Below are 22,072 nucleotides of genomic sequence, written 5' to 3'. Positions count from 1 at the left end.
AAATGTGGATCGAGGAATTTTTAAAGAAGTTCCATTACCGTGTGCATTTTTGGATGAAGTAGCTTTAGATAGAAATATTCAATCGATTATAGAATTAAGTGGGAATAAGAAGATTCGTATCGCGAGTAAATCATTACGTTCTGTTCCGGTTATGCAAAAGATTTTAGCTGCAAATGATCGATTTCAAGGTATTATGTGTTTTTCACCTAGGGAAGCTTTGTTTTTACTTGAACAAGGATTCAACGATTTATTGCTCGGGTATCCTGCTTATGATGAAAGAGCTTTACATGAAATAAGTTTGCTAACAAAGAAAGGGATCATTATAACTTGTATGGTGGATTGTGAAGATCATATTGTTTATTTAGAAAAAATTGCTGAGAAGTCTAAAGGGTGTTTTCGTGTTTGTTTGGATATTGATATGAGTAGTCATTTCTTAAAGTTTCATTTTGGGGTCAAAAGATCACCGGTAAAAGATGTGCAAGGTGCTTTGAAAATAGTAAAAAGGGTGAAAGAATCATCATTTTTAATACTAGATGGTGTAATGGGATATGAAGCCCAAATTGCTGGGGTAGGAGATCACATACCGAATCAACGAGTGAAAAGTAAAGTGATTTCATATTTAAAGAAGAAATCAGTGTTAGAAGTTAAAGAAAGAAGAGGACATATCGTAAAAGAAATACAAAATCTAGGTATTGAACTAAGGTTTGTAAATGGGGGAGGCACAGGAAGTATAAAAACAACCGAGAAAGATAATTCAGTTTCAGAGATTACGATAGGCTCTGCTTTTTATGCCCCGAAGCTGTTTGATTATTATAAAGAAGTGCAATTTCATCCAGCTATCGGATTTGCTTTACCAGTTGTGCGGAAACCAGCCCCGTTTATTTACACTTGTCTAGGTGGTGGATATATTGCCTCAGGCGCAATTGGGAAAGATAAAGAACCTGAGGTTTGGAGGCCCGATGGTGCAAAATTAGTAGCTTTAGAGGGTGCTGGCGAGGTACAAACACCGATTTTTTATAACGGCGAGGAACGAGTAAAGTTAGGAGATTCTATCTTGTTTCGCCATAGTAAAGCTGGAGAATTATGTGAGCGTTTTCCTTTTTTATATCGTGTGAAAGAAGGAAAGATTGTTGGGGAGTATTCAACATATCGGGGGGATGGACAATGCTTTCTATAAAGGGACAAAAATGGAGAAATTGGACAGGGAATGTAGAAGGAACACCGCATTATACGATGTATCCAGAAAGTGTACAAGATGTGGTAGAAGTTGTAGGACTTGCGCGAAAAAAAGGGAAGAAAATTCGTGTTGTCGGTTCAGGACACTCTTTTACACCTCTCGTGCAAACGGAAGAAATTTTAGTTTCTTTAGATGAATTGAAGGGCATTGTGAATATTGATGCGGAGAAGATGGTTGCCGAAGTATGGGCAGGAACAAAGCTATATGACCTAGGGAAGTTACTTGAAGAAAAAGGTTATGCACAAGAAAATTTAGGGGATATTGATTTACAATCTATTGCAGGAGCGACTAGTACGGGAACTCATGGGACGGGTGTTACCTTTGGGAGTTTATCAACACAAGTTATAGAGATTACCGCAGTTTTATCTACAGGTGAGAGTATAGTTTGTTCAGAAACTGTGAATGTGGAATATTGGAGAGCCTTTCAGTTGTCGCTTGGGATGCTAGGTATCATTGTAAAAATAAAGTTGAAAGTTATCCCAGCGTATTCGCTCGTCTATGAAAGTGAAAAACAGTTATTATCTACTGTAATGAACAAGCTAGAAGAATATAAGAAGAATCGTCATTTTGAATTTTTCGTTTTTCCTTATTCAGATGAAGTGCAAGTGAAATTTACAAACGAAACAACGGGTAAAAAAAGTGATTTGAAATGGCATAAACTAAAGGTAGAGTTGCTTGAAAATAAGATGTTTTCTTTGTTATCTAAAGGATGTAAATGGTTTCCTTCTATAAGTAAGAGAGTAAGTCGATTATCGGCTAAAGCTGTACCGAATACAAAAATAATTGGTCCGAGTTATGAAGTATTTGCTACATCGCGTACGGTACCATTTTATGAAATGGAGTATAGTGTTCCTTCAAAGTATATGAGGACTGTTGTAGAAGAAATTTCAAATCTTATTGAAAAGAAAAAGTATAAGGTGCACTTCCCAATCGAATGCCGCTATGTGAAAGGTGATGATATATGGCTCAGTCCGGCATACGGTAGAGATTCAGCGTATATTGCTGTTCATATGTATAAAGGTATGAAATATGCGGCTTATTTTGGTGAGGTAGAGAAAATTTTTCTAAAGTATGAAGGACGCCCACATTGGGGGAAAATGCATACGTTAACGTACGAAAAATTACAAAATATATATCCAGAATTACATTCGTTTCTAAAGGTGAGGAAGTCATTAGATGAAACTGGAATGTTTTTAAACCCTTATACAGAGAAATTATTTACGCCTATGAAAAAAAGCTGACAAAGTATTACTTGTCAGCTTTTTTTAGTGTAATTGCATTTTTTGTTTGACTGATATGCTCGTAAAATAGTAACTTATCACGACTAAATACATGTAATAAAACATGAATAATGAATAGGCCGTTAATTACGAGTTGGAATAATAATATAACTACTAATACTAAAGGCTCTGTAAGATTTAGGATAGAGCTACTAGAAAGAATATAATTGATTCCACCTAAAATGAAATAGAATATACCGTAACGGATGAATAGTTCCTTCATCGTAATACGATCTGATTTTCCTTTCACGTAAATACGAAGCAATGCTTTACCAATTGTTTTTCCATTCGTAAAGTATGGAATGATAATAAAGTAAATAAAGATCGAACACGTTATGAAAATGAGTTCATATATGTTCGTGTAAGATTGAATATTAGAAGCAAAGAAAGAATTTCCTTTGTTTTTAATGACAGGTACAACGATAGATAAGAAAATCCAATCAATTTGCATCGCGATAAAGCGACGGACGAATCCGACTGGTTTCGTTTCCAAATCAATATGAATATCTAACTCGTTTGCTTTCGGAAGGAAGTACGTAAATATTGGTGCAATGATAAAGCCAATTATGCCGCCTAATGTATTTAAAAACAAATCGTCTATATCAAATAAGCGGTAGGCACAATTGTATATACCGTATAGTCCAGTCACTTGTGTTAGCTCGAAAAAGAGTGAAAGACAAAAAGAAATACAAATTGTTTGTAAGAAACTACGTCGGAAATAATAACGTAAGTAAATACCGAATGGAACGGTTAATAGAACGTTAAATGCTACTTGTAAAAACGCAGATTCTTTTAATAGGTAGAAATAAGTAGCTGGTTTCGTTAAAATTGCCGAGGTATGATTACTAATTTCTTGTATGAAATAAAATGGTGATAGTTGCATGTGCTGCGTATTAGCCGGTTGTAGGCTACAAGTATCATATGTTTGTGGTAACGGCAAAATCACAAGAAAATAGGCATTTAATAAGTAAAGTAATAATGAGTATAAAATAAATGAACGCCATTTATTTAAATAACCATACTTTCGATAATTAAATATTAAAAAAGGTATTAAGAGAAACATTGCTAAAAAAGGAAATAAAATAAATGCTGTTTTTACAGGAAATAAATATGCAGTCAAAATGAAGCTCCTTTCAATGAAAATTCGTTTACCATTATAACGTTAAAAGAACCTTAAAACAAAATTAAAATATTTTGAAATAGAAAAAATTATAAATTTTAATGGAATTAAGTTATACTAAATTTAATATAAGGATATTATGATTATTATAAGTTGAGAGAGGGTACAAGGTATGCGATATGAGCTTTTTTCTGTAAGTGGGAATCATATTACAACTTTTGAAAGTGCGTGGCGTTTTCAAGAGGGGGAACAGATTTTTGTTCATGATGATCAAACAAAACGAAATTTTATTATTATCCGCCTAACGCATGATGTATTTCAACAAAATAAACATGTTATTCGTTTGTATTGTCAAGAAAAGAAAGTATACGCATAAAAAAGCGAGTCATTCTAGTTTAATAGAATGACTCGCTTTTCGTTTTGTAAGTTTCACTTTATAAGAAAATAAGAGTAAGTACACCTACGATAATGCAATAGAAAGAGAAATATTTTAAATTTCCTTTTGCCATAATGTTCATAAACCATTTTAACGAAATATACGTCATGATAAATGTTGCGATAAATGCAACGACATATGGTACGAATAATGTGTTTAGATTTGGATCTTTTGCAATGTCTGTAATACTTAGTAATAAACCACCTAAGCTAACAGGGATATATAGTAAGAAGGAGAAACGAAGGGCTGTTTCTTGTTTCATACCAAGTAACATCGCTGCTACGATTGTTGCACCTGATCGGCTAATTCCAGGGATTAGTGCGCAAGCTTGTGCTAATCCGACGATGATTGCATCTTTCATAGAAAGGTCACCATCATTTTTACGTCCGCGCAAGTTTCTAATAATCCAAAGGCCGACAGCAGTAATAAGAAGGGAAATCCCAACCATCTTCACACCTTTTAAGTACTGATCGATGTAATCTTTAAATAAAACACCAATAACACCTGCTGGAATAGTCGCAATCACAAGATAAATAATAAAGAAGAAATCTGATTTTGCGTCTTCCGCTCTTGTAAATATATAAGATAGACCATTCTTCGTTAGACGAATTAAATCATTTCTATAAATAAGTAATACAGCTAATAATGAAGCTGAATTAACAAGTAGTTCGAAGCTAAACCCTTCTATTTTTAGTCCTAGCAAATGCTGTGCTAAAACGAGGTGACCGCTTGAAGAAATCGGAATTGGTTCTGTTAGTCCTTGGAACAGACCAAGAATTAAATATTTTAAAATGTAGTAAAATTGTTCCATAAAAACCTCCTTGTTTATTAGTCGAAAGAAACAACTTGTCCATTATAACAAAGATACGGATGAATATTGAGAAGAAATAAATATTCGAAAAATAATAAAAACCCCTTATAGCGCTATAAAGGGTTTTTATTATTAATGAGAAGCCGCTGTTTCTTGAAGACCTTTAGTCAATTGAACATCGACTTTTTCAGCATCATGAATATGGTTCATAATAGTAGTATTTAATTTTTGGAACATTTGTTGTGTATTAGCGAATTCTCGTAATATATCATCATTACAAGATTTTTGGTTTTCGATAGCTTTAATAACATTTGTGGCACCATTTTGTAACGTTTGAATCATAATTAAAATATTTTCAATTCTAGCGTTTGTATCGGCACTCATTTCTACGCCTTCATCGACTAAATGTAAATTATCTTTTGTGTTATCGTATGCTTTTTCAATTTCTTCTTGAATTTTTTTCGTTAAGTTGCCGATGTTTTTTGTGCTTTCCGCTGTACTTTCCGCTAGTTTTCTTACTTCATTGGCAACGACAGCGAATCCTTTACCATGCTCTCCAGCACGCGCAGCTTCAATACTCGCATTTAAAGCAAGTAAATTCGTTTGTGCTGCAATGTTTTGAATGACTTCTACAATTTGCTCGATTTCTTTTGAGCGTTCACTTAAATGGTTCATACTATTAGACGTACGTTGAGATTGTTCACCTAATTTGTTAATTACAATAAGTAAACGGTGAACAGATTCTTTTCCTTCATTAGAACAGTCAATAATTTCTTCAATAGATTGAATTAAGCTTTGCTCTTTTTGTAACATTTCGTTATTCAATTCATTGGAATGTGTAGTACGCGTTGAAACATTTTCGAAACATGAGTTTAATTGTTGAACTAAATTTTGAAGTGTATGGTGTTGATTATTTACAAGTTTATGCTCTTGAACAACGCTTTGTACACGATCGTGGATAGAAGAAATAATCTCTTGTTTTTCAATATCTTTTTGTTTTAATTCTGCTTCTAGTTCCTGTATACGATTTTCTAATTGATCAATTTTATGTTGGAGTGATTTCTTTTGAGTAAACATATATTTATTTCAACCGCCTTTAGAAGTTATATTTTCTCTATATTTGGATTTTAGCATCTTTTATAATTTTTAAATATAGGAATTGTTAAATATTTAAGAATCTATTACATTTTATGCATAATTCCCTTTTTTTCGTCATGAAAAATAAACTGTATTTAATGGTATTGTAAACAAACTGTAAAATAAATCATGTATAACTGTATAAGAAGGGAGTCGGATTATGAACTATTTTAAGCGAATCAGTAGTCTAGTATTAGCAGGCATTATCGGTCTTTCTAGTACAGTCGCTGTAAAAGCAGAGTCAAACGACGAGAAACTTAACAACATGCAACAGCAATTGCAGCAAAACGATGCAGAAATGCAAAAGAAAGAGCAAGAGAAGCAAGCTGTTAGTAAAGAAATTCAAGGTATCGAAAACGAACTACATAATTTAAATAATACAATTGCAAAAAATAAAGAGGATCAAGCTGCTATTCAACGTAAAATCGATGAAACCCATAAGCAGATTGAGCAAAAAAAGAATGAAATTGTCGTTTTAGAGGATAAGGTCCTTGCTCGTAAGGATATTATGAGAAAACGTATGGTTTCTGTTCAAAACAGTTCAAATACAAGTTTAGTAGTAGAAGTTGTAGTAGAGTCAAAAAACTTTGCAGATTTCTTACAACGTATGAACGCAGTTTCTACCATTCTAGAAGCTGATAAAGAAATTTTACGTCTACAAGAACAAGATCTTCGTCAAATTGAAGAAGATAAGAAAACAATTGATGAAAAAGAAGCATCTTTAGTAGTAGACAAACAAAAATTAACAAAAGCACAAGCTGAGTTGCAGGATAACTTGAAAAAGCGTCAAGATAACTTACAAACAGTTCAAGCTAAATATAACCAAGTTGCAACTCAACTTAATTTAGCAGCAGAAGAGAAAGCTAAAATTGAGTCAAATATGAAGGCAGTACAAGAAACAATCGCTCGTGAGCAAGAAGCAGCAAGAATTGCAGCAGAAGAGCGTGCAAAAGCAGAAGCAGCTGCAAAGGCTGAGCAAGAAGCTCTAGCTAAGGCACAGGCGGAAGTTGCTGAAAAGCAAAAGCAAGAAAAAGCTAATAAACCAGTTGAACCTGTTGCTAATAATAATTCGAAGGTAGAACCTGCACAACCTTCTAAACCAACTGCTGGTGGAAAAGAGATTTATGTACATGCAACAGCTTATACAGCAGATCCAGGTGAAAATGGTTATGGTCCAGGTCAACAAGTATACTCTGCATGGGGACCAGGTGGTAAACCTTATAATTTAACTGCAAATCCAGGAATGAAATTAATTGCTGTAGATCCAAGTGTTATTCCATTAGGTTCTACTGTATATGTTGAAGGCTATGGACAAGCAATTGCAGCAGACACTGGTGGCGCGATTAAAGGTCACAAAATCGATGTTTTAATGCCTGATAAAGCTTCATCTAGTAATTGGGGCAGAAAAAATGTTAAAGTTACAATTTTAAACTAACACGTAATCCAACTTTACAATACGTAAAGTTGGATTTTTTTATAAAAACAATGTTAAGTTGAGTTTACATTTTGTTAAAGGTAGCATACAATGATGGTGAGAGGTGGTAAATTTGACCATTTTAAATAGAGTGAAGGAATTAAGAGCTCGGTTTAATTTTTCGCAAAGTGTATTAGCAGAGAAGGTTGGAGTGACGAGACAAACAATAGCTGCAATTGAAAAAGGGGATTATGTCCCTTCATTATTATTAGCGCTTATGATTTGCGATGTATTTCAGTTAAAGATGGAAGATGTGTTTGTTTTAAATAAGGAGGGGGAAGAGGATGAATAGACTTGTATTTTCCTATATGTTGAATGTACTTTTAATGGTATTAGCGGGTTGGGCATTTATTGAGTTGTATTATTTTACTATCGAAGTTGCTAATTTTATTCAAACGAAGAGGGTACCATTTGAAGTTTCGGTGAGTTTAATGCCACTAGGATTGCTTTTAATATTTGGTATCGTATCGACTGTTCTTTATAAAATTCAAAAGAAAAAATATAAAGAGCTATCATATTGGATGTTTCCACTATTATTTCCTCAAGAAGACGAGCGGGAAAAGGCAATTACAGAAAAGGCTTGTCGTACTACATTTATGTCACTATGGTACGTGTTGCCTTGTGCAGTTGGTTTTTTAACGCTTTCTCCAATTGCTAATCTATATGTTCCTGCATATCCAATATATATTGCATTTAGTATTTTCTTTATTCAAATGACAATTTTCCACGTATCCTTATATCGAAATAAAATCGCTTAAAAAGAAACCTTCTTGCATCAGCAAGAAGGTTTCTTTTCAGCTTACACTTGTACATATAGCAATATTATCTTATCATTTTATATAGAGTAAGATTTTGTAAGGGAAAGGAATTGTATATGAATAAGCAAAGAATTTATAGTATAGTAGCAATCCTCCTATTTGTTGTAGGTGGTGTATTAATCGGCAAGCCATTTTATGATGGATATCAAGCTGAAAAGAAACAGACTGAAAATGTACAGGCTGTCCAAAAGATGGATTATGAAAAACATGAGACGGAATTTGTAGATGCTTCGAAAATTAATCAACCAGACTTGGCAGAAGTAGCGAACGCATCTTTAGATAAGAAACAAGTAATTGGTCGTATTTCGATTCCGAGTGTTTCATTAGAACTTCCTGTTTTAAAGTCGTCTACTGAGAAAAACCTATTATCAGGTGCAGCAACAGTAAAAGAAAATCAAGTAATGGGAAAAGGGAATTATGCATTAGCAGGACATAACATGTCTAAAAAAGGTGTTTTATTTAGTGATATAGCGTCTCTAAAAAAAGGCGATAAAATTTATTTGTATGATAATGAAAATGAATATGAATATGCGGTTACTGGTGTATCTGAAGTAACTCCTGATAAATGGGAAGTTGTTGAAGATCACGGGAAAGATGAGATAACGCTTATTACATGTGTATCTGTGAAAGATAATTCTAAACGTTATGTTGTTGCTGGTGATTTAGTAGGAACGAAGGCGAAGAAATAAAAAAGATGAGGGGGAAATCCCTCATCTTTTTTTAATCCATCCATTTCACTAACTTTTTGGAAATTGATAATAAAACACAACCTAAAACGATTGCTACAGCACCAATAACTGTAAATACTTCAGCATACCCAAGTGAAGTCGTGAAGCTTGCAAGTTGTCCGCCTAAAATGTTGGCGATACCTGAACTCGCTAACCATACGCCCATTAGTAAAGATGCTAGTTTTACTGGAGCGAGAGAACTAACCATTGATAGTCCAACAGGTGATAAGAATAGTTCACCTAACGTATGGAAAAGATACGTAAAGACGATAAATAGTAAGTTTGCTTTTTCTGTAATGTTATGCTCATCACTACCTGTTTTTAATGTAGCGATAACGAGAATGATATAGCCGATACCGAGTAGGATCATACCAAGTCCCATTTTTGTTGGGATTTTTAAGTCCCCTTTTTTTCTAGTTGCAAGTTTTGCCCATAATGCTGAAATGACTGGAGCAAGTAAAATAATAAATAATGGATTGACCGATTGGAACCAAGATGTTGGAACTTCCCATCCGAACACAGAGCGGTCTACAAATTTGTTTGTATATAATGTTAATGAGCTACCAGCTTGTTCAAAGCCAGCCCAGAAGAAGACAACAAAGCATGTTAAAATGACGATAACTGCAGTACGTTGTTTTTCTTTTTTTGTTAACGGTGTATCTCCTACTGATGGTTGTCCAGCAGCCGTTTGTAAATCGCGAGTTGGTTTTTTACCAATATCACCAAGGAAGCGATTTGATAGTGTTGTAAATAAAATTTGTCCAATGATCATTCCGATTGAAGCGGCTAAGAATCCGTAACGGAATCCGTAATGTACAACGCCATCAACCGTTGTTTTGAATAAATTTTCTGATAAAAATCCACAAACGAGTGGAGCTAAAAATGACCCGACGTTAATACCCATATAGAAAATGGTAAATGCACTATCACGTTTTGGATCGTTCTCTTCGTATAATTCCCCAACCAGTGTAGAGATGTTCGGTTTGAAGAATCCATTACCAATAATAATAAGCGCTAATCCGAGGTATAAGCCTAATTGGTTTTGCAAGGCAAATAGTGTAAGGTTACCGATTGCCATTGTTATACCACCAATTGTGATCGCTTTTCGTCTACCTAGAAAACGGTCTGTTAAGTACCCACCAATCATTGGTGTGAAATAACAGGCTCCAGTATAAAACCCGTAAATAGAGAGTGCCCATGCGGGACTAAACCCAAGACCACCGCTTACTAAAGCTGTCGTTAAATATAATGTTAATAATCCTCGTAATCCATAGTAACTAAATCTTTCCCACATTTCTGTAAAGAAGAGTAAGTATAAACCTGGAGGATGTTTCTTTTTTCTTTGTTGTTCTCTTTCTAGTTGTATCGCTGATTCCATGTTATTTTCCTCCTGACACAAACAAAAACAAAGTTAATAATTTTGTACATTTAATATTTTACCTTATTAACTATTATAAGTCAATAAAGGTTGATTTTTCAGAAGAAATTGGAAAAGAGGGATAGCTATAGAATGGGTGTTTCTTTTATGTTAGACTATGGACTATGTTTTCTTTGTAAGAAAGCGGATTGGCGTTTATTTTGTATATATGAAATGGATTTCATAAGAGATGAAATTGAAGAAGGAGAAAGAAATGAAATTGTTACAGAAAAAAGAAATTTTACTTATTAGTCTTATGTTATTCTCGATGTTCTTTGGAGCGGGGAATCTTATATTCCCGCCTTTCCTTGGGTATGAAGCAGGAGAACATGTGTGGATTTCATTAGTAGGGTTTATTATATCAGCAACAGGTCTTCCTATATTGGGAGTTATTGCGATTGCGAAAGCAGGAAGTTTTCAAACGTTAGCGGGTAGGGTTCATTCTTCATTCGCGCTTATTTTTCCGTGTATCGTGTATTTATTTATTGGACCAGGCCTTGGCATACCACGTGCAGGAAGTCTAGCTTTTGAGATGGGACCGGGTCAGCTATTCTCGGAAGCAGGTAGCGTAGTCTTATTATGTTACACATTTATTTTCTTTAGTATTGTGTACTGGTTAAGTTTATCACCGTCTAAATTAATGGGGTTGTTCGGAAAGGTTTTAACACCGTTATTATTAGGTATGATTGCTCTTATCTTTATAAAGAGTATGTTCACATCAGTAGGTAGTGTGAAAGAGGCTGCTGGAAACTATGGACAAGCGCCTATGTTCCAAGGGTTTTTAGATGGATATTTAACGATGGATGCATTAGCAGCTTTAATTTTTGGGATTGTGATTGCAAATGCTCTTCGTGCAAAAGGTATTGAAGATGATAAAGGTTTAGCGAAATATATGAGTATTGCTGGAATTGGGGCAGGACTATTATTATCTATTATTTATGTCATACTTGGATATGTTGGTTCAATTAGCGGTTCGTTAGGTACATTTGATAATGGGGCGAACGTATTAGCACAAGTGATGACTACATTATTTGGACAAGGCGGAGTCGTTTTATTAGGTCTTATTTTTACGATTGCGTGTTTATGTGTTTCAATCGGACTTGTTACATCTTGTAGCCAATTTTTTGCAAGTGCATTTCCGAAAGTAGCGTATAAAGTTTGGGCATTTATATTAAGTTTTGTTAGTATGGTTTTAGCTAATTTAGGATTAACACAAATTTTAAAAGTATCAGTACCGATTCTTGGATTTATTTATCCAATTGCATTAACGCTTATTATTTTAGGGCTATTCCATAAGTATATTGGGAAGTATGTATGCATATATCCAGTTACAATTGTGATTGTAGCAGTATTTAGTGCAATTGATATTTTCAATAAAAATGTAATGATGAATCAGTGGACATCAGTATTGAAATACATTCCGTTTTATACAGAAGGTGTTGGGTGGATTATTCCAGCTATTATAGGTGCTTGCATTGGTGTTATCGTTAGTGTTGTTTTAAATAAGAAGAAATAAAAGAAAGGTGTTTTCCAATTTCGGAAAATACCTTTCTTTTTTGGGAAAAATAGTATTGAAAATGAATAGACTAAGAGTATGATAAAGGTAATTGGTAATATATAGGTTTCGAACGGATGATGAGGAGGGAACGTATGAAGGAGGATTTGAATAAGAAAATAGAAGCACTCGAAACGGCAATTGAAACGATTCAAGAAGCACTTTTTGAATTGAAAGCAAAACAAAGAGAAATAGAAGTAGAAAATGCTCAGCAACATGTTAGTAAGGAAAAGAAAGAATATATTGAAACGGTAATAGAGGAAAAACAAAAAGAAGAAGTAGTTACAATAAAAGAGCCTGTGCAAGAACGTGAGGTAAAACAAGTGGATATATCTGCTTTTAAACCAGAACCATTTAATATTATAAAGTTTTGCCAAACTTGGTTACCACGCGTATTTGTCGGCATTATGTTACTTGGAGTAATCTGGTTATTTAAAGCAGGGGTAGATGCTGGATTATTAACACCTGCAATACGAATTGTGTTTGGCATTGTCCTATCTATCGGTTTTTATTATATAGGGGATATTCAAATTAAACGAGAGCGGCAAGCATTAGGGTTAGTATTAGCAGGAGGAAGTATTACAGGTATAGTTTTAACAACATTTGCGGCACATTATTTATATGGATTTATTCCAGCAAGTGTTGCATTTGTGTGTAATATTGCATGGGTCATTTTAGGTATTTATGTAGCGAAGAGGTATCAATCGGAATATCTTACTATTTTCGTAGCGGTAGGAGCTTTCTTCGTGCCATTCTTATTAAATAGTACGACTCCTAATCCGTATATTTTCTTTGGATATGAGACGGTACTAACACTTATCTTATTATGGTATGCGTTGAAAAATCGTTATCAGTATTTATACATGATTTCTTATGCTGTTGCTGCTATTGTTCTTTTGGTCTTCTTTGCTGTTATGTCAATGTTAGTAGAGGATTTGCAAGTACAGTTAACAGTAGTTTATGGTTTGATTCACTTACTATTATTTTGGCATATGTTTACGGAGAGAAGTTTTATAGTAGAGCCACGCTTGGCGATATTTAGTGCGAATGCCGTTTTCTTCATATTAGCCATTTCAAAAATACCTGAATTTACAACATGGGGATTAATGATTAGTGCACTCGTGCACGCTATTATGTTCGTGTTTGAATATAGGAAGAATAGACATTCTACATTTACAAATCTTTTATTTGGTTTCGCAATGGGGGCATTTAGTTTAGCGATTTTATATGAGTATAGTTTAGTGAATGCAGCGATTGTACTATTATTACAAGGTTTCCTCGGTATGGTGACTTCTATTAAAGGAAAACAGCAGATAAAATTGTATGTTAGTGCGACGGTTTACGCAATTGGAATGATACAGACTATTTTTAGCCCGTTTGATCAATTTATTTCGGCAGGCTTTGTTGCTCATATTATTTTAATAGGTACATTTTATTACTGCATGAAACGAGCGAAAGATGTGTTGATGAGCTTTGGAAAATATGTTTATTCAATAACACTCTATTGGTTTATGGTTATCGTATTTATTGCAATCACTAGAGTCGGTGAAGTGCTTTCTACAGATGGAAGCATAATAAGTGTATCTGTATCTTTATTATGGATGGTATATGCATTATTTGCAGTTTGGCTTGGACGGAATAAAAATATGAATGAAATATTATATGCCGGCTTAGTCGTGTTAGTCGTAACGATAGGAAAGCTATTCCTTCTAGACTTACCAGAAGTATCGATGATGATCAGGGCAGTGTTATTCTTGATAGTGGGTAGTATAGGTATCGTTATTTCAAGGATGTTTTTCTCAAAAGAAGAGAAGTAGAAGAAGGCAATCCATATCCGGATTGCCTTTTTCATTATTTCTTATTAATCGTTACAGTCTCACTATATTTTGCTGTTGTATTTTGGCGTAGACGAAGTGTTGCTTGTCCAGCCGTATTTGGATCGATTTGTACGTTCACAATCTTCTCAGCAGAACCTAAGCTGTTTGTTGTGAAAGAAAATGCACTACTATATCCAAAAGTAGATGGCCAAGTGCCGTTTGTATTTTGGACTTTTGCCACTTGTGTACCGCCAGTAGTGAATATACCTAAAGAATAATTATTGTATGTTGTGTTTGGCAATAAGTTATTTACTTGGATTTTGATTTGGAACACTTCATTGTTTGATAGAGTGCTAGGGTGTGTAACTACGTAGTCAGTTGCTGTTACTGCACCGTTATAGCCATATGAACCAGGTTTAAAAGTATTTGTATTAAACCATTGATAACCTGCATTTGGCGCACTCCAAGGTTCAGGTTGTGGCTCAGTTGATAAGCTTGGTTGTTCAAATGTTTGTAAAGTGGTTGGTAAATCAAGTTGTAAACCATTTACTTGATCTAAACTTGTAAATGTTTCTTTATTCGATAGCCAATTTACGATATTTTCTAGTAAGATAGCATCGTTTTCTTCTTTATATCCATCGTAAGTTTTCTTTGTTTGGCCAGAGTCTTCACGAACGTATTTTGGCGTAGCGTCTTCAACAGGAGAAGAGTCACCGATAAAGGCAGCTTTTCCAAGACCTACTTTTGCGATAGCAGCATAAGGACCCTCTGCAACACCACCGCCGTTATACACACCGCTATCAACAGCGTTATTCCATTTTGACGGGTTTTCTGGAAGATAAACAAGTCCTTTTGCTAGTTTTGGATTTGTAATTGCTAAAGTAGAACCAGCATGCATTGCTACAGATGAAACCCCTTCTGTAATTCCGAATGATTGTTCAGGTGACACAATATTTTTAGCGGAAACATCGCCAATTGCATTGTAGCGGAAGCGAATACCGAAGTTGTCAGATAGCCAATCAGAGCTTTCTACTCCTTGCATAGCTTGTGAATTGGCTTCTTCGTTAGACATTCCTTTTGCTGGATTATCCCAAGCACCGCGTCTATATCCGTTAAATACTTCAGAAGAGTCCCAACGATTTTTATTACGATCTGCATTATAATGATCGGCAATGAAGAAGATACTACCGCCATTTTTCACATATTGTAACATAGCATCTTGTTCAGATTTTTTGTAAGGAATATTTGCTTCTGGAACGATAAACACATTGTAGCCTTTTAAATCTTCGTATGTAATCGGTGTTGATTTACGTAGTTCTTTTACATGATATCCGTTTTGGGCAATGCCGTTTCCAAAATCAGAAAAGCCACCATCAATAACCCAGTCAGCTGTCCCAGCCGTTTGACCGTGTGTATTATCGAATAATACTTTCTTCCCATTGTTTTGATTTACAACTTTTGCAGCAATTTCAGGAGCTGGGTCTACAGAGCTTTCTGCATAAGTAGATGGTATGAACGAAGCCCCTATACTTAGTGTAATTGCTGTTGCTAAAGAAAATGTAATCCATTTTTTATTCTTCATAGAAGAATCCCCCTAATAATAAATATATGTGCTTTAATAATGTAATTTATTTTTCTGTAAAAATAAAGACGGAAAACATAAAAAATATTAAAAATTTGTAAAAATACCGTGAATTTTGTTGAGAAATATTTATAGAGATTTAAAAACATCCCTTCCAAATAATAAGGAAGGGATGTTTTGTTTAACTAATTTTTGAATTAGGCGTTTCATCAATTTTATGAAAACCTTTCATGTAATATACGATAGCTAGGCCAATAAGCCAAATTGGGCCAACGATTAATGCAATTCGTGTATCTTCTGAATACGCCATTATACATAGTACAAGTGCAAGGAAGCCAAGTGAGAAGTAAGAGCTTAATGGATGTAAAGGCATTTTATACGTTAGCTTGTCTTTTTTCTCAGTTGATAATCCTTTACGGAATTTAATTTGAGCGACTAATATAATGCCCCAAGTCCAAATTGCCCCGAAAGTTGAAATACTAGTGAGCCATGTAAATACTTTTGCAGGTACGAGATAGTTTAATATAACGCCAATGAGTAAAACGATAGCAGTTGCTACAATTCCTTGACTAGGAATGCCATTTTTATTTAAACGACCGAATCTTTCTGGTGCTTTCTTTTGCTGAGCTAATGTATATAACATACGGCCTGTACTAAATAAACCACCATTACAAGAAGAAAGAGCTGCTGTTAATACGACAAAGTTAATAATCCCTGCTGCTTTTGCGATACCGATTTGCTGGAATGTTAATACGAATGGACTTCCTTTCTCACCAAGTTCGTTCCATGGATAAATTGCCATCATAACGAATAGAGCCCCAACGTAGAACAGTAATATTCTCCAAAATACGTTATCAATTGCTTTTGCGAGTGTTTTTTTCGGATTTTGAGCTTCCCCCGCTGTAACACCGATTAATTCAACACCTAAATAAGCGAATAACACCATTTGTAAAGAGAGTAGTAATCCAGAAAAACCATTTGGGAACCAGCCCCCATGTGACCAAAGGTTTGAAATGCCGGTAGCGATACCGCCGTTTCCGAATCCGAATAAAATAATACCAGCTCCAACAATTATCATACAGATAATTGTGACAATTTTAATGAGAGCAAACCAAAATTCAAGTTCTCCAAATACTTTTACGGATAAGAAGTTAAAAGCACTCATTAATAATAGAGCGAGTAAAGCCCAAGTCCAGCGTGGGATATCTGGGAACCAGTACTGCATGTAAATGCCAGCTGCTGTAATTTCAGCCATACAAGTAACAACCCATAAGAACCAGTAGTTCCAGCCGGTAATATAGCCAGCTAGTGGTCCAAGGTAATCATTAGCATATTTACTAAAAGAACCGGCAACAGGTTGTTCAATTGCCATTTCTCCGAGTGCGCGCATAATGAAAAAAATAACGAGTCCAGCGATCATATAGCCTAGTAGAATAGAAGGACCAGCTAGTTTAATAGCGGAGGCAGATCCTAAAAATAGTCCAACGCCAATAGCTGAACCGAGTGACATTAAAGTAATATGTCGTTCTTTTAAACCTCGGTTTAAAGTTCCAGATTTGTTTGTTTGCTGCATAAGAAGAATCCCCCTTGTAGAGTGAACGATATTTGAATGCGTTTACTAAATATTTAACTATTTCAAATTATAAAACATTTCTATCTGTTATGCTACAAAAATAATCATGATAAACTGTACTATAGTTGTACTTGTCAGACTTAAACTTAAAATTCGAACTATTATTGAATATATTGACTCTTCTTTTTATTGATTGTTAAGATTAAGTATTATATTTTCTCACATACTAGTAAGAAAAGAATGTGTGATAATAATTCAGATGTAGGAAGGGTACATAACCATGTTTCAATTACAAAAATATAACACTTCTGTGAAGCAAGAGCTTTTAGCTGGCATCACAACTTTTTTTACATTTGCGTATATTCTTGTCATCAATCCGAAAATATTATCTGATGCAGGTGTACCATTTGATCAAGCTTTTACGGCAACTATTATTGCGACAGTTGTAGGGACGCTATGTATGGCGTTTTTAGCTAACTATCCAATTGTTATTGCTCCAGCTATGGGAATGAATGCGTATTTTGCTTATTCTGTTGTTCAACAGGCAGAGGGGATTACATATGTCATTGCGTTTTCAGCAGTATTTGTAACAGGTATTATTTTTCTTTTATTATCTTTCACTTCATTTAGGCAAAAGCTAATTGTCGCAATTCCTGACAGTTTAAAACATGCGATTGCAGGTGGAATTGGGTTATTTATTGCTTTTATTGGATTACGTCTATCTGGAATTATCGTTGATCATCCATCTAACTTAGTTACGATTGGTGACTTCCATTCTCCAGCCGTTATTTTAACTCTAATTGGTTTAATATTAGCGGCGGTATTAATGGCATTACGTGTGAGTGGTGCATTATTTATTAGTATGATTGTAACAGGAGTTATCGCCTTCTTTACAGGGCAACTGAAGTTCACGGATAAAATTGTTGCGATGCCTCATTTACCAGAGGGTATTATCGTTTCAAATCCAATCAATGCCTTTTCAGATGTAATTGAATACGGATTATATGGCGTTGTATTCTCATTTTTACTTGTACTGTTATTTGATACAACAGGTGCATTACTCGGTTTAATTAAACAAGCAGGTTTAATTACAGATAATACAGAGAAACGTTTTGGTAAAGCGTTTATTGCAGATGCAATTGGTGGGACTACAGGCTCTATCTTTGGAACAAGCCCAACAGCAGCGACGATTGAATCCTCAGCTGGTATTGCTGCGGGTGGTAAAACAGGATTAACAGGTATTGTAGTTGTCGGTCTAACGATTATAACGGCATTCTTCAGCCCTGTTATTGCTTCTTTATCAAGCGTAGCTGCTATTACAGCTCCTTCATTAATTATTGTAGGTAGTTTAATGGCACAAAGTCTTCGTGATATTAATTGGAATGAATTTGAAGATGCATTACCAGCATTTTTAATTTTCGTTGGTATTCCGTTAACGTCTAGTATTGCGAATGGAATAGCAATTGGATTTTTAGTGTATCCAGTCTTAAAGATTGTGAAAGGGAAAGGGATGGAAGTCCATCCGTTACTATACTTATTTACAATTTTATTTGGATGTCATTTATTCTTATAATATAGATATAGGAGAGGGGGCTTCTTATGAGAGGCCCCTTTTTTGTGTATAATAAAGTGAAACTTAAATTAATTACGTAAATTATAAATTGCTTAATGGAATATATATGTTACACTAAAGGTAGAGGAGGAACATGAATGGCTGTAAGTAAAATAAAAGTCGCGCGTGTTCAGTTAGATTTAACACAGCAACAATTAGCAGAAAAAGTAGGCGTTACAAGGCAAACGATTAGTTTAATTGAGAAGGGGAAATACAACCCGTCTTTAGATTTATGTTTGAAAATTTGTTATGCGGTAGATAAAACATTGAATGATTTGTTTTGGGAGGAAAAGGAGTGATAGGATGAAAATTGTGAAAGATGAACGCTTAATGATTGAGGGGCTAAAACATATTAGACTAGTTTTTACCTTACAAAATATCATCATACTAGGTATTGTTTTTTATCGCTACGTTTTGCAAGGGGCAGGATATGAAAGTGTTTCAGATTTATTAATGGTATTTATGGGCGGGATAATAGTTATTAACTTTTTAAATCTGAAAAATTCAGTGGAAGTGTATGAGCATGCAGGGGGAGTATCACGCAATTATTTTATGAAGTTATTATTAATTCCAGTAGGTATTGTTATTGGAATTTTAGCTATTTGTATTATTGTAACACCAGATATTTCGATAAAGGAAATTAGTATGACAGGACTTATTATGTTTGCTTGTTTTTTAGTTCCTAGTTTGTTTATATACATATATATGAAAAAAATAAAAAATGAAGATTGAAATATAAGAAAAGCTTTCCCGTATTGCGGAAAGCTTTTCTTATATCCTTTTATATAGTATCTTATGAAGACCAATCGGTTTAATTTCAAAGATTTCACCATGTTCCTGAAAGCCTAGGCGCTTGTAATAGTCAGCTACAGTAACTCGACCATTACACCATAATATATTTGCTTGACGTTCTTGTAATATTTGTTCTGCCTTCTGAATTAAGGAGCTTCCAGCGTGGTTGTTTCGAAATTCAGGTAATGTGGCCATTCCTCGTAAACGATAGTGAATACCGGCTGGTAAGTCAGGGTATATTTCCTTTGAGAAGGAAGCGATACTAACCAGTTTATCGTTTATAAATGCGCCTAAGTGAAAGCTGTCTGTTTCATAGTCGGAAGGGTACTTACAATCTGCTAATGTTTGACTCGGGCGTAAAATTTTTTGACGTAATACGTAAGTTTCAGATCCATCAATATTTTTCACGGTAATCATATTAACATCCTTTCTTATAAACCCTTTTCTGTTAGTTGTATAAAGAAATAGGCAGGTGCGGCGAAAAGTCCGAGTATGCTAGCAGTTCCGAGAAGGAGTGAAAGTAAGAGGCAAGAGTATTTTATTCCATTCGATTTTTTCCATCCATAACTACAAATTTCAATGCTAACACCGATGAGAATAATGGCAACGAGTACTTCCGCTAATAATAAGAGAGCTAAAGTTACAATAGACATAATGTGATCCATCCCCATAATATATGATAGTAACATTTTACCATATGAAATGGAAAAAAATGCCCCTCAATTATGTGAGGGGCATTTTTCTATTCTAATATGCTTTTTAGTGTATCGATATGTTCTTTTGAGCCTGTTACAAGTAATGTATCACCGTGTTGTAGTCTTGTATCACCATGTGGAATTAATGCTGTATTCCCACGATAAATTTGAATGACTAGTACATCGCCTAAAAATGGAAGGCGACGAAGTGCAACGCCGTTATATTTATTACTCCGTAGTTCAACTTCACGGACTGTTTCATTTGCTGTTGTAATTAAGCGAACGAGACTTGGTTTATCAATTAGTGCACGCAATAAAATACGTGTAGAGTTAATTGTTGAGAATACGGCGATATGTTCTTGCGTTGCTTTTTCTTGTAGAAGTGGATCTTCTACACTTGCAATAACATGTTCAACACCTAGCTCTTTTGCATGTTCTGCTAATAATAAGTTTTGTTCATCATCGCTTGTTGCAACAACAACGCGGTCTGCATGAAATGCTGTTTGTTCAGTTAATGATGCAATTGTGATGTCATCTAATTTCACGATAGGGAAGTCATGTGATTTCGCTTCCTCATCATTTATTTTATTTTGACGCATCATATATAGTGTTACGTCATAATCTTCTCGTTTTAAATCAAGTGATAACGGAAGGGTAATTCTACTCGCACCAATAATAGAAACTTTTGGCTTTGGCGTTTCTACTTTCGGGAACATCTTTTTAAATAATATAGGTGCGAAAATACAAGTAATAACTGCGCTTAAAATAAGGGAAGCAGATAAACTTGGACTGATGATTCCTAGTTTTTCACCAATTTGTGCAGCTGCAATAACTAAAGAAAGTGTCGATGTTAATAAGATGGCACTCCCCAGTACGATATTACGTGGATACCATTTTCGTAAAACGAGTGATGGTAACAGTTTTGAGATAAAGAGTCCTACAATTAAAATTGGGATCATGAGCATACTAGAAGGTTCTTTGAAAATAGACCAAACCTCTAAATTTACACCAACCATTACGAAGAAAATAGGAATGAAGAAACCATATCCGATGGAATCAAGTTTTTCAACCATATCTTCATTTGGTGATAATAACGATACGAGTACACCTGCTAAGAAGGCACCTAAAATATTTTCTGCTCCAACCGATTCAGATAAACCAACTAATATTAAGATGAGTGCAAAAACAGCTCGTGTATCAATTTGTACACTACCAGCTTTTAAGCTATCTAAGTATGGAATGTTTTTAAAGCGTTTTGCAATGAAGTAAATAACAATACCAGCGCCGAATAGAAGGAGAAGGAGCCACATGCTTTGGCCGCTTTCGGAATTTAATCCGACGAATACAGCGAGTAAAATCATTGTAACTAAATCTGCAATAACAGCGACTAATAAAATGATTTGTCCAATTGCTGTTTTTCCTAAGTTATTCTCTTTTAATGTTGGAACGACAACACCTAAAGAAATTGTTGAAATAATTAAAGTCATAAACATTGCATTATCTACAAATCCTAGCCATACGAATAGTAATGATAGGGCATAAGATAAGATGAAAATAAAGAAGAAGATAATACTTGCTGCTTGGAATGTGTTTGGTTCGTTTGTCGTATTCTTTTTCCCTTTTTGTTTAAAGATAGAAAAATCAATTTCTAAACCGCTTAAAAACATAAGAAAGATAAATCCTAGTGTCGATAAGACTTGAAGCCACATATCTGGTTCAATAATATTAAACCCACTTTTACCTACAAAGATTCCTGCGATGATTTCTGCAACAACGACAGGAAGTGCTTTTAATTTAAAGCGTTGTAACAAAAGGGGAACGAAAAACGCGATTGCAACGACAACCATAAGTGATAGAACAGAAGTGTGATGTTCCATTGCGTTCTCTCCCTTCAAATAAATATAGTACCTATTTAGCCATATAATAGGTAGAAAAGCAACGCATATGGATTCGATTTCATAAAGAAAGAGTTTTCTTAACATTTGTCA

Annotated in this window: 21 protein-coding genes; 12 read left to right on the top strand and 9 right to left on the bottom strand. The window is 34.6% G+C overall.

The annotated features are described in order from the left end of the window. Nucleotides 1-4: 4 nt before the first annotated feature. On the top strand, nt 5-1,177 hold the full coding sequence (locus tag DN390_RS20975; protein WP_147808327.1) for an amino acid deaminase/aldolase: 1,173 nt from the start codon (nt 5-7) through the stop codon (nt 1,175-1,177). Then, nucleotides 1,165-2,478, top strand: coding sequence for a D-arabinono-1,4-lactone oxidase (locus DN390_RS20970; RefSeq protein ID WP_147808326.1), 1,314 nt, complete (start codon nt 1,165-1,167; stop codon nt 2,476-2,478). The genes DN390_RS20975 and DN390_RS20970 overlap by 13 nt, the downstream gene beginning before the upstream one ends. 7 nt (nt 2,479-2,485) lie before the next feature. Here DN390_RS20970 and DN390_RS20965 read toward each other — a convergent pair whose 3' ends face one another. Further along, a complete protein-coding gene (locus tag DN390_RS20965; RefSeq protein ID WP_147808325.1) occupies nt 2,486-3,637 on the bottom strand; it encodes a VanZ family protein in 1,152 nt (383 codons plus the stop codon). Nucleotides 3,638-3,809: 172 nt separating this feature from the next. Between DN390_RS20965 and DN390_RS20960 the strand changes: the two genes are divergently transcribed. Continuing rightward, nucleotides 3,810-4,013, top strand: a complete 204-nt coding sequence (locus DN390_RS20960) for a hypothetical protein (protein ID WP_001268339.1) — start codon at nt 3,810-3,812, stop codon at nt 4,011-4,013. A 58-nt stretch (nt 4,014-4,071) separates the two neighbouring features. Here DN390_RS20960 and DN390_RS20955 read toward each other — a convergent pair whose 3' ends face one another. Continuing rightward, nucleotides 4,072-4,884 (bottom strand): undecaprenyl-diphosphate phosphatase, encoded by an 813-nt coding sequence (locus tag DN390_RS20955; RefSeq protein WP_063225108.1) that lies wholly within the window; start codon nt 4,882-4,884, stop codon nt 4,072-4,074. 132 nt (nt 4,885-5,016) lie between these two features. After that, entirely contained in the window at nt 5,017-5,697 is a 681-nt protein-coding gene (locus tag DN390_RS20950) for a methyl-accepting chemotaxis protein (protein ID WP_370458311.1), read from the bottom strand. A gap of 484 nt (nt 5,698-6,181) precedes the next feature. Here DN390_RS20950 and DN390_RS20945 point away from each other — a divergent pair, with 484 nt between their 5' ends. From DN390_RS20945 to DN390_RS20930, 4 genes are all read left to right on the top strand, one after another. Next, nucleotides 6,182-7,456 carry a 3D domain-containing protein gene (locus DN390_RS20945; RefSeq protein WP_147808324.1) on the top strand — a complete coding sequence of 425 codons (1,275 nt, stop codon included), beginning with the start codon at nt 6,182-6,184 and terminating at the stop codon, nt 7,454-7,456. A gap of 112 nt (nt 7,457-7,568) precedes the next feature. After that, a complete protein-coding gene (locus tag DN390_RS20940) occupies nt 7,569-7,787 on the top strand; it encodes a helix-turn-helix transcriptional regulator (protein WP_000154007.1) in 219 nt (72 codons plus the stop codon). Beyond that, complete coding sequence (locus DN390_RS20935) at nt 7,780-8,253, top strand: hypothetical protein (RefSeq protein WP_001984696.1); 474 nt, start codon at nt 7,780-7,782, stop codon at nt 8,251-8,253. The genes DN390_RS20940 and DN390_RS20935 overlap by 8 nt, the downstream gene beginning before the upstream one ends. A gap of 116 nt (nt 8,254-8,369) precedes the next feature. Then, nucleotides 8,370-9,002: a class A sortase gene (locus DN390_RS20930; protein ID WP_001041721.1), complete on the top strand. Its 633-nt coding sequence runs from the start codon at nt 8,370-8,372 to the stop codon at nt 9,000-9,002. 31 nt (nt 9,003-9,033) lie between these two features. Here DN390_RS20930 and DN390_RS20925 read toward each other — a convergent pair whose 3' ends face one another. After that, nucleotides 9,034-10,419, bottom strand: coding sequence for a peptide MFS transporter (locus DN390_RS20925; protein ID WP_147808323.1), 1,386 nt, complete (start codon nt 10,417-10,419; stop codon nt 9,034-9,036). 253 nt (nt 10,420-10,672) lie between these two features. Between DN390_RS20925 and brnQ1 the strand changes: the two genes are divergently transcribed. Next, nucleotides 10,673-11,974: a branched-chain amino acid transport system II carrier protein BrnQ1 gene (gene brnQ1, locus DN390_RS20920; RefSeq protein ID WP_147808322.1), complete on the top strand. Its 1,302-nt coding sequence runs from the start codon at nt 10,673-10,675 to the stop codon at nt 11,972-11,974. 134 nt (nt 11,975-12,108) lie between these two features. Beyond that, on the top strand, nt 12,109-13,830 hold the full coding sequence (locus tag DN390_RS20915) for a DUF2339 domain-containing protein (RefSeq protein ID WP_147808321.1): 1,722 nt from the start codon (nt 12,109-12,111) through the stop codon (nt 13,828-13,830). 34 nt (nt 13,831-13,864) lie between these two features. Here DN390_RS20915 and DN390_RS20910 read toward each other — a convergent pair whose 3' ends face one another. Together DN390_RS20910 and DN390_RS20905 are read right to left on the bottom strand one after the other, a co-directional pair. Next, nucleotides 13,865-15,412, bottom strand: a complete 1,548-nt coding sequence (locus DN390_RS20910) for a DNA-binding protein (RefSeq protein WP_147808320.1) — start codon at nt 15,410-15,412, stop codon at nt 13,865-13,867. Nucleotides 15,413-15,593: 181 nt separating this feature from the next. Then, entirely contained in the window at nt 15,594-16,985 is a 1,392-nt protein-coding gene (locus tag DN390_RS20905; RefSeq protein ID WP_097950454.1) for an amino acid permease, read from the bottom strand. 280 nt (nt 16,986-17,265) lie between these two features. Here DN390_RS20905 and DN390_RS20900 point away from each other — a divergent pair, with 280 nt between their 5' ends. The 3 genes from DN390_RS20900 (at nt 17,266) to DN390_RS20890 (ending at nt 19,329) form a co-directional block, all read left to right on the top strand. Continuing rightward, nucleotides 17,266-18,558, top strand: coding sequence for an NCS2 family permease (locus DN390_RS20900; RefSeq protein ID WP_000487208.1), 1,293 nt, complete (start codon nt 17,266-17,268; stop codon nt 18,556-18,558). Between the two features lie 137 nt (nt 18,559-18,695). Next, entirely contained in the window at nt 18,696-18,896 is a 201-nt protein-coding gene (locus tag DN390_RS20895) for a helix-turn-helix transcriptional regulator (protein WP_000301182.1), read from the top strand. A 4-nt stretch (nt 18,897-18,900) separates the two neighbouring features. Then, nucleotides 18,901-19,329 carry a hypothetical protein gene (locus DN390_RS20890; protein ID WP_147808319.1) on the top strand — a complete coding sequence of 143 codons (429 nt, stop codon included), beginning with the start codon at nt 18,901-18,903 and terminating at the stop codon, nt 19,327-19,329. Nucleotides 19,330-19,368: 39 nt separating this feature from the next. On the opposite strand, the gene DN390_RS20885 is transcribed toward DN390_RS20890, so the two are convergent. From DN390_RS20885 to DN390_RS20875, 3 genes are read right to left on the bottom strand one after another with little or no spacing between them, the layout of a single operon-like run. Then, on the bottom strand, nt 19,369-19,806 hold the full coding sequence (locus DN390_RS20885; protein WP_147808318.1) for a GNAT family N-acetyltransferase: 438 nt from the start codon (nt 19,804-19,806) through the stop codon (nt 19,369-19,371). Between the two features lie 14 nt (nt 19,807-19,820). Then, nucleotides 19,821-20,078 carry a DUF4022 family protein gene (locus DN390_RS20880; protein WP_060629578.1) on the bottom strand — a complete coding sequence of 86 codons (258 nt, stop codon included), beginning with the start codon at nt 20,076-20,078 and terminating at the stop codon, nt 19,821-19,823. Between the two features lie 53 nt (nt 20,079-20,131). Further along, the gene (locus DN390_RS20875; protein WP_060629579.1) at nt 20,132-21,961 is read right to left on the bottom strand and encodes a monovalent cation:proton antiporter family protein; all 1,830 of its coding nucleotides are present in this window, start codon (nt 21,959-21,961) and stop codon (nt 20,132-20,134) included. Between the last annotated feature and the right edge of the window lie 111 nt (nt 21,962-22,072).

Origin of the sequence: Bacillus sp. SH7-1, assembly GCF_008042405.1 — a bacterium.
Classification (GTDB): domain Bacteria; phylum Bacillota; class Bacilli; order Bacillales; family Bacillaceae_G; genus Bacillus_A; species Bacillus_A thuringiensis_N.
Note: the sequence above shows the minus strand (reverse complement) of the source record. Positions and strands in the feature narration are given on the sequence as shown.

Bases quoted from the DNA above. Each gene is read 5' to 3' on its own strand.
- DN390_RS20970 (WP_147808326.1), top strand. From the start codon at position 1,165: ATGCTTTCTATAAAGGGACAAAAATGGAGAAATTGGACAGGGAATGTA.
- DN390_RS20960 (WP_001268339.1), top strand. From the start codon at position 3,810: ATGCGATATGAGCTTTTTTCTGTAAGTGGGAATCATATTACAACTTTT.
- DN390_RS20955 (WP_063225108.1), bottom strand. From the start codon at position 4,884: ATGGAACAATTTTACTACATTTTAAAATATTTAATTCTTGGTCTGTTC.
- DN390_RS20950 (WP_370458311.1), bottom strand. From the start codon at position 5,697: ATGTTACAAAAAGAGCAAAGCTTAATTCAATCTATTGAAGAAATTATT.
- DN390_RS20945 (WP_147808324.1), top strand. From the start codon at position 6,182: ATGAACTATTTTAAGCGAATCAGTAGTCTAGTATTAGCAGGCATTATC.
- DN390_RS20935 (WP_001984696.1), top strand. From the start codon at position 7,780: ATGAATAGACTTGTATTTTCCTATATGTTGAATGTACTTTTAATGGTA.
- DN390_RS20930 (WP_001041721.1), top strand. From the start codon at position 8,370: ATGAATAAGCAAAGAATTTATAGTATAGTAGCAATCCTCCTATTTGTT.
- DN390_RS20925 (WP_147808323.1), bottom strand. From the start codon at position 10,419: ATGGAATCAGCGATACAACTAGAAAGAGAACAACAAAGAAAAAAGAAA.
- brnQ1 (WP_147808322.1), top strand. From the start codon at position 10,673: ATGAAATTGTTACAGAAAAAAGAAATTTTACTTATTAGTCTTATGTTA.
- DN390_RS20915 (WP_147808321.1), top strand. From the start codon at position 12,109: ATGAAGGAGGATTTGAATAAGAAAATAGAAGCACTCGAAACGGCAATT.
- DN390_RS20910 (WP_147808320.1), bottom strand. From the start codon at position 15,412: ATGAAGAATAAAAAATGGATTACATTTTCTTTAGCAACAGCAATTACA.
- DN390_RS20905 (WP_097950454.1), bottom strand. From the start codon at position 16,985: ATGCAGCAAACAAACAAATCTGGAACTTTAAACCGAGGTTTAAAAGAA.
- DN390_RS20900 (WP_000487208.1), top strand. From the start codon at position 17,266: ATGTTTCAATTACAAAAATATAACACTTCTGTGAAGCAAGAGCTTTTA.
- DN390_RS20895 (WP_000301182.1), top strand. From the start codon at position 18,696: ATGGCTGTAAGTAAAATAAAAGTCGCGCGTGTTCAGTTAGATTTAACA.
- DN390_RS20890 (WP_147808319.1), top strand. From the start codon at position 18,901: ATGAAAATTGTGAAAGATGAACGCTTAATGATTGAGGGGCTAAAACAT.
- DN390_RS20885 (WP_147808318.1), bottom strand. From the start codon at position 19,806: ATGATTACCGTGAAAAATATTGATGGATCTGAAACTTACGTATTACGT.
- DN390_RS20880 (WP_060629578.1), bottom strand. From the start codon at position 20,078: ATGTTACTATCATATATTATGGGGATGGATCACATTATGTCTATTGTA.
- DN390_RS20875 (WP_060629579.1), bottom strand. From the start codon at position 21,961: ATGGAACATCACACTTCTGTTCTATCACTTATGGTTGTCGTTGCAATC.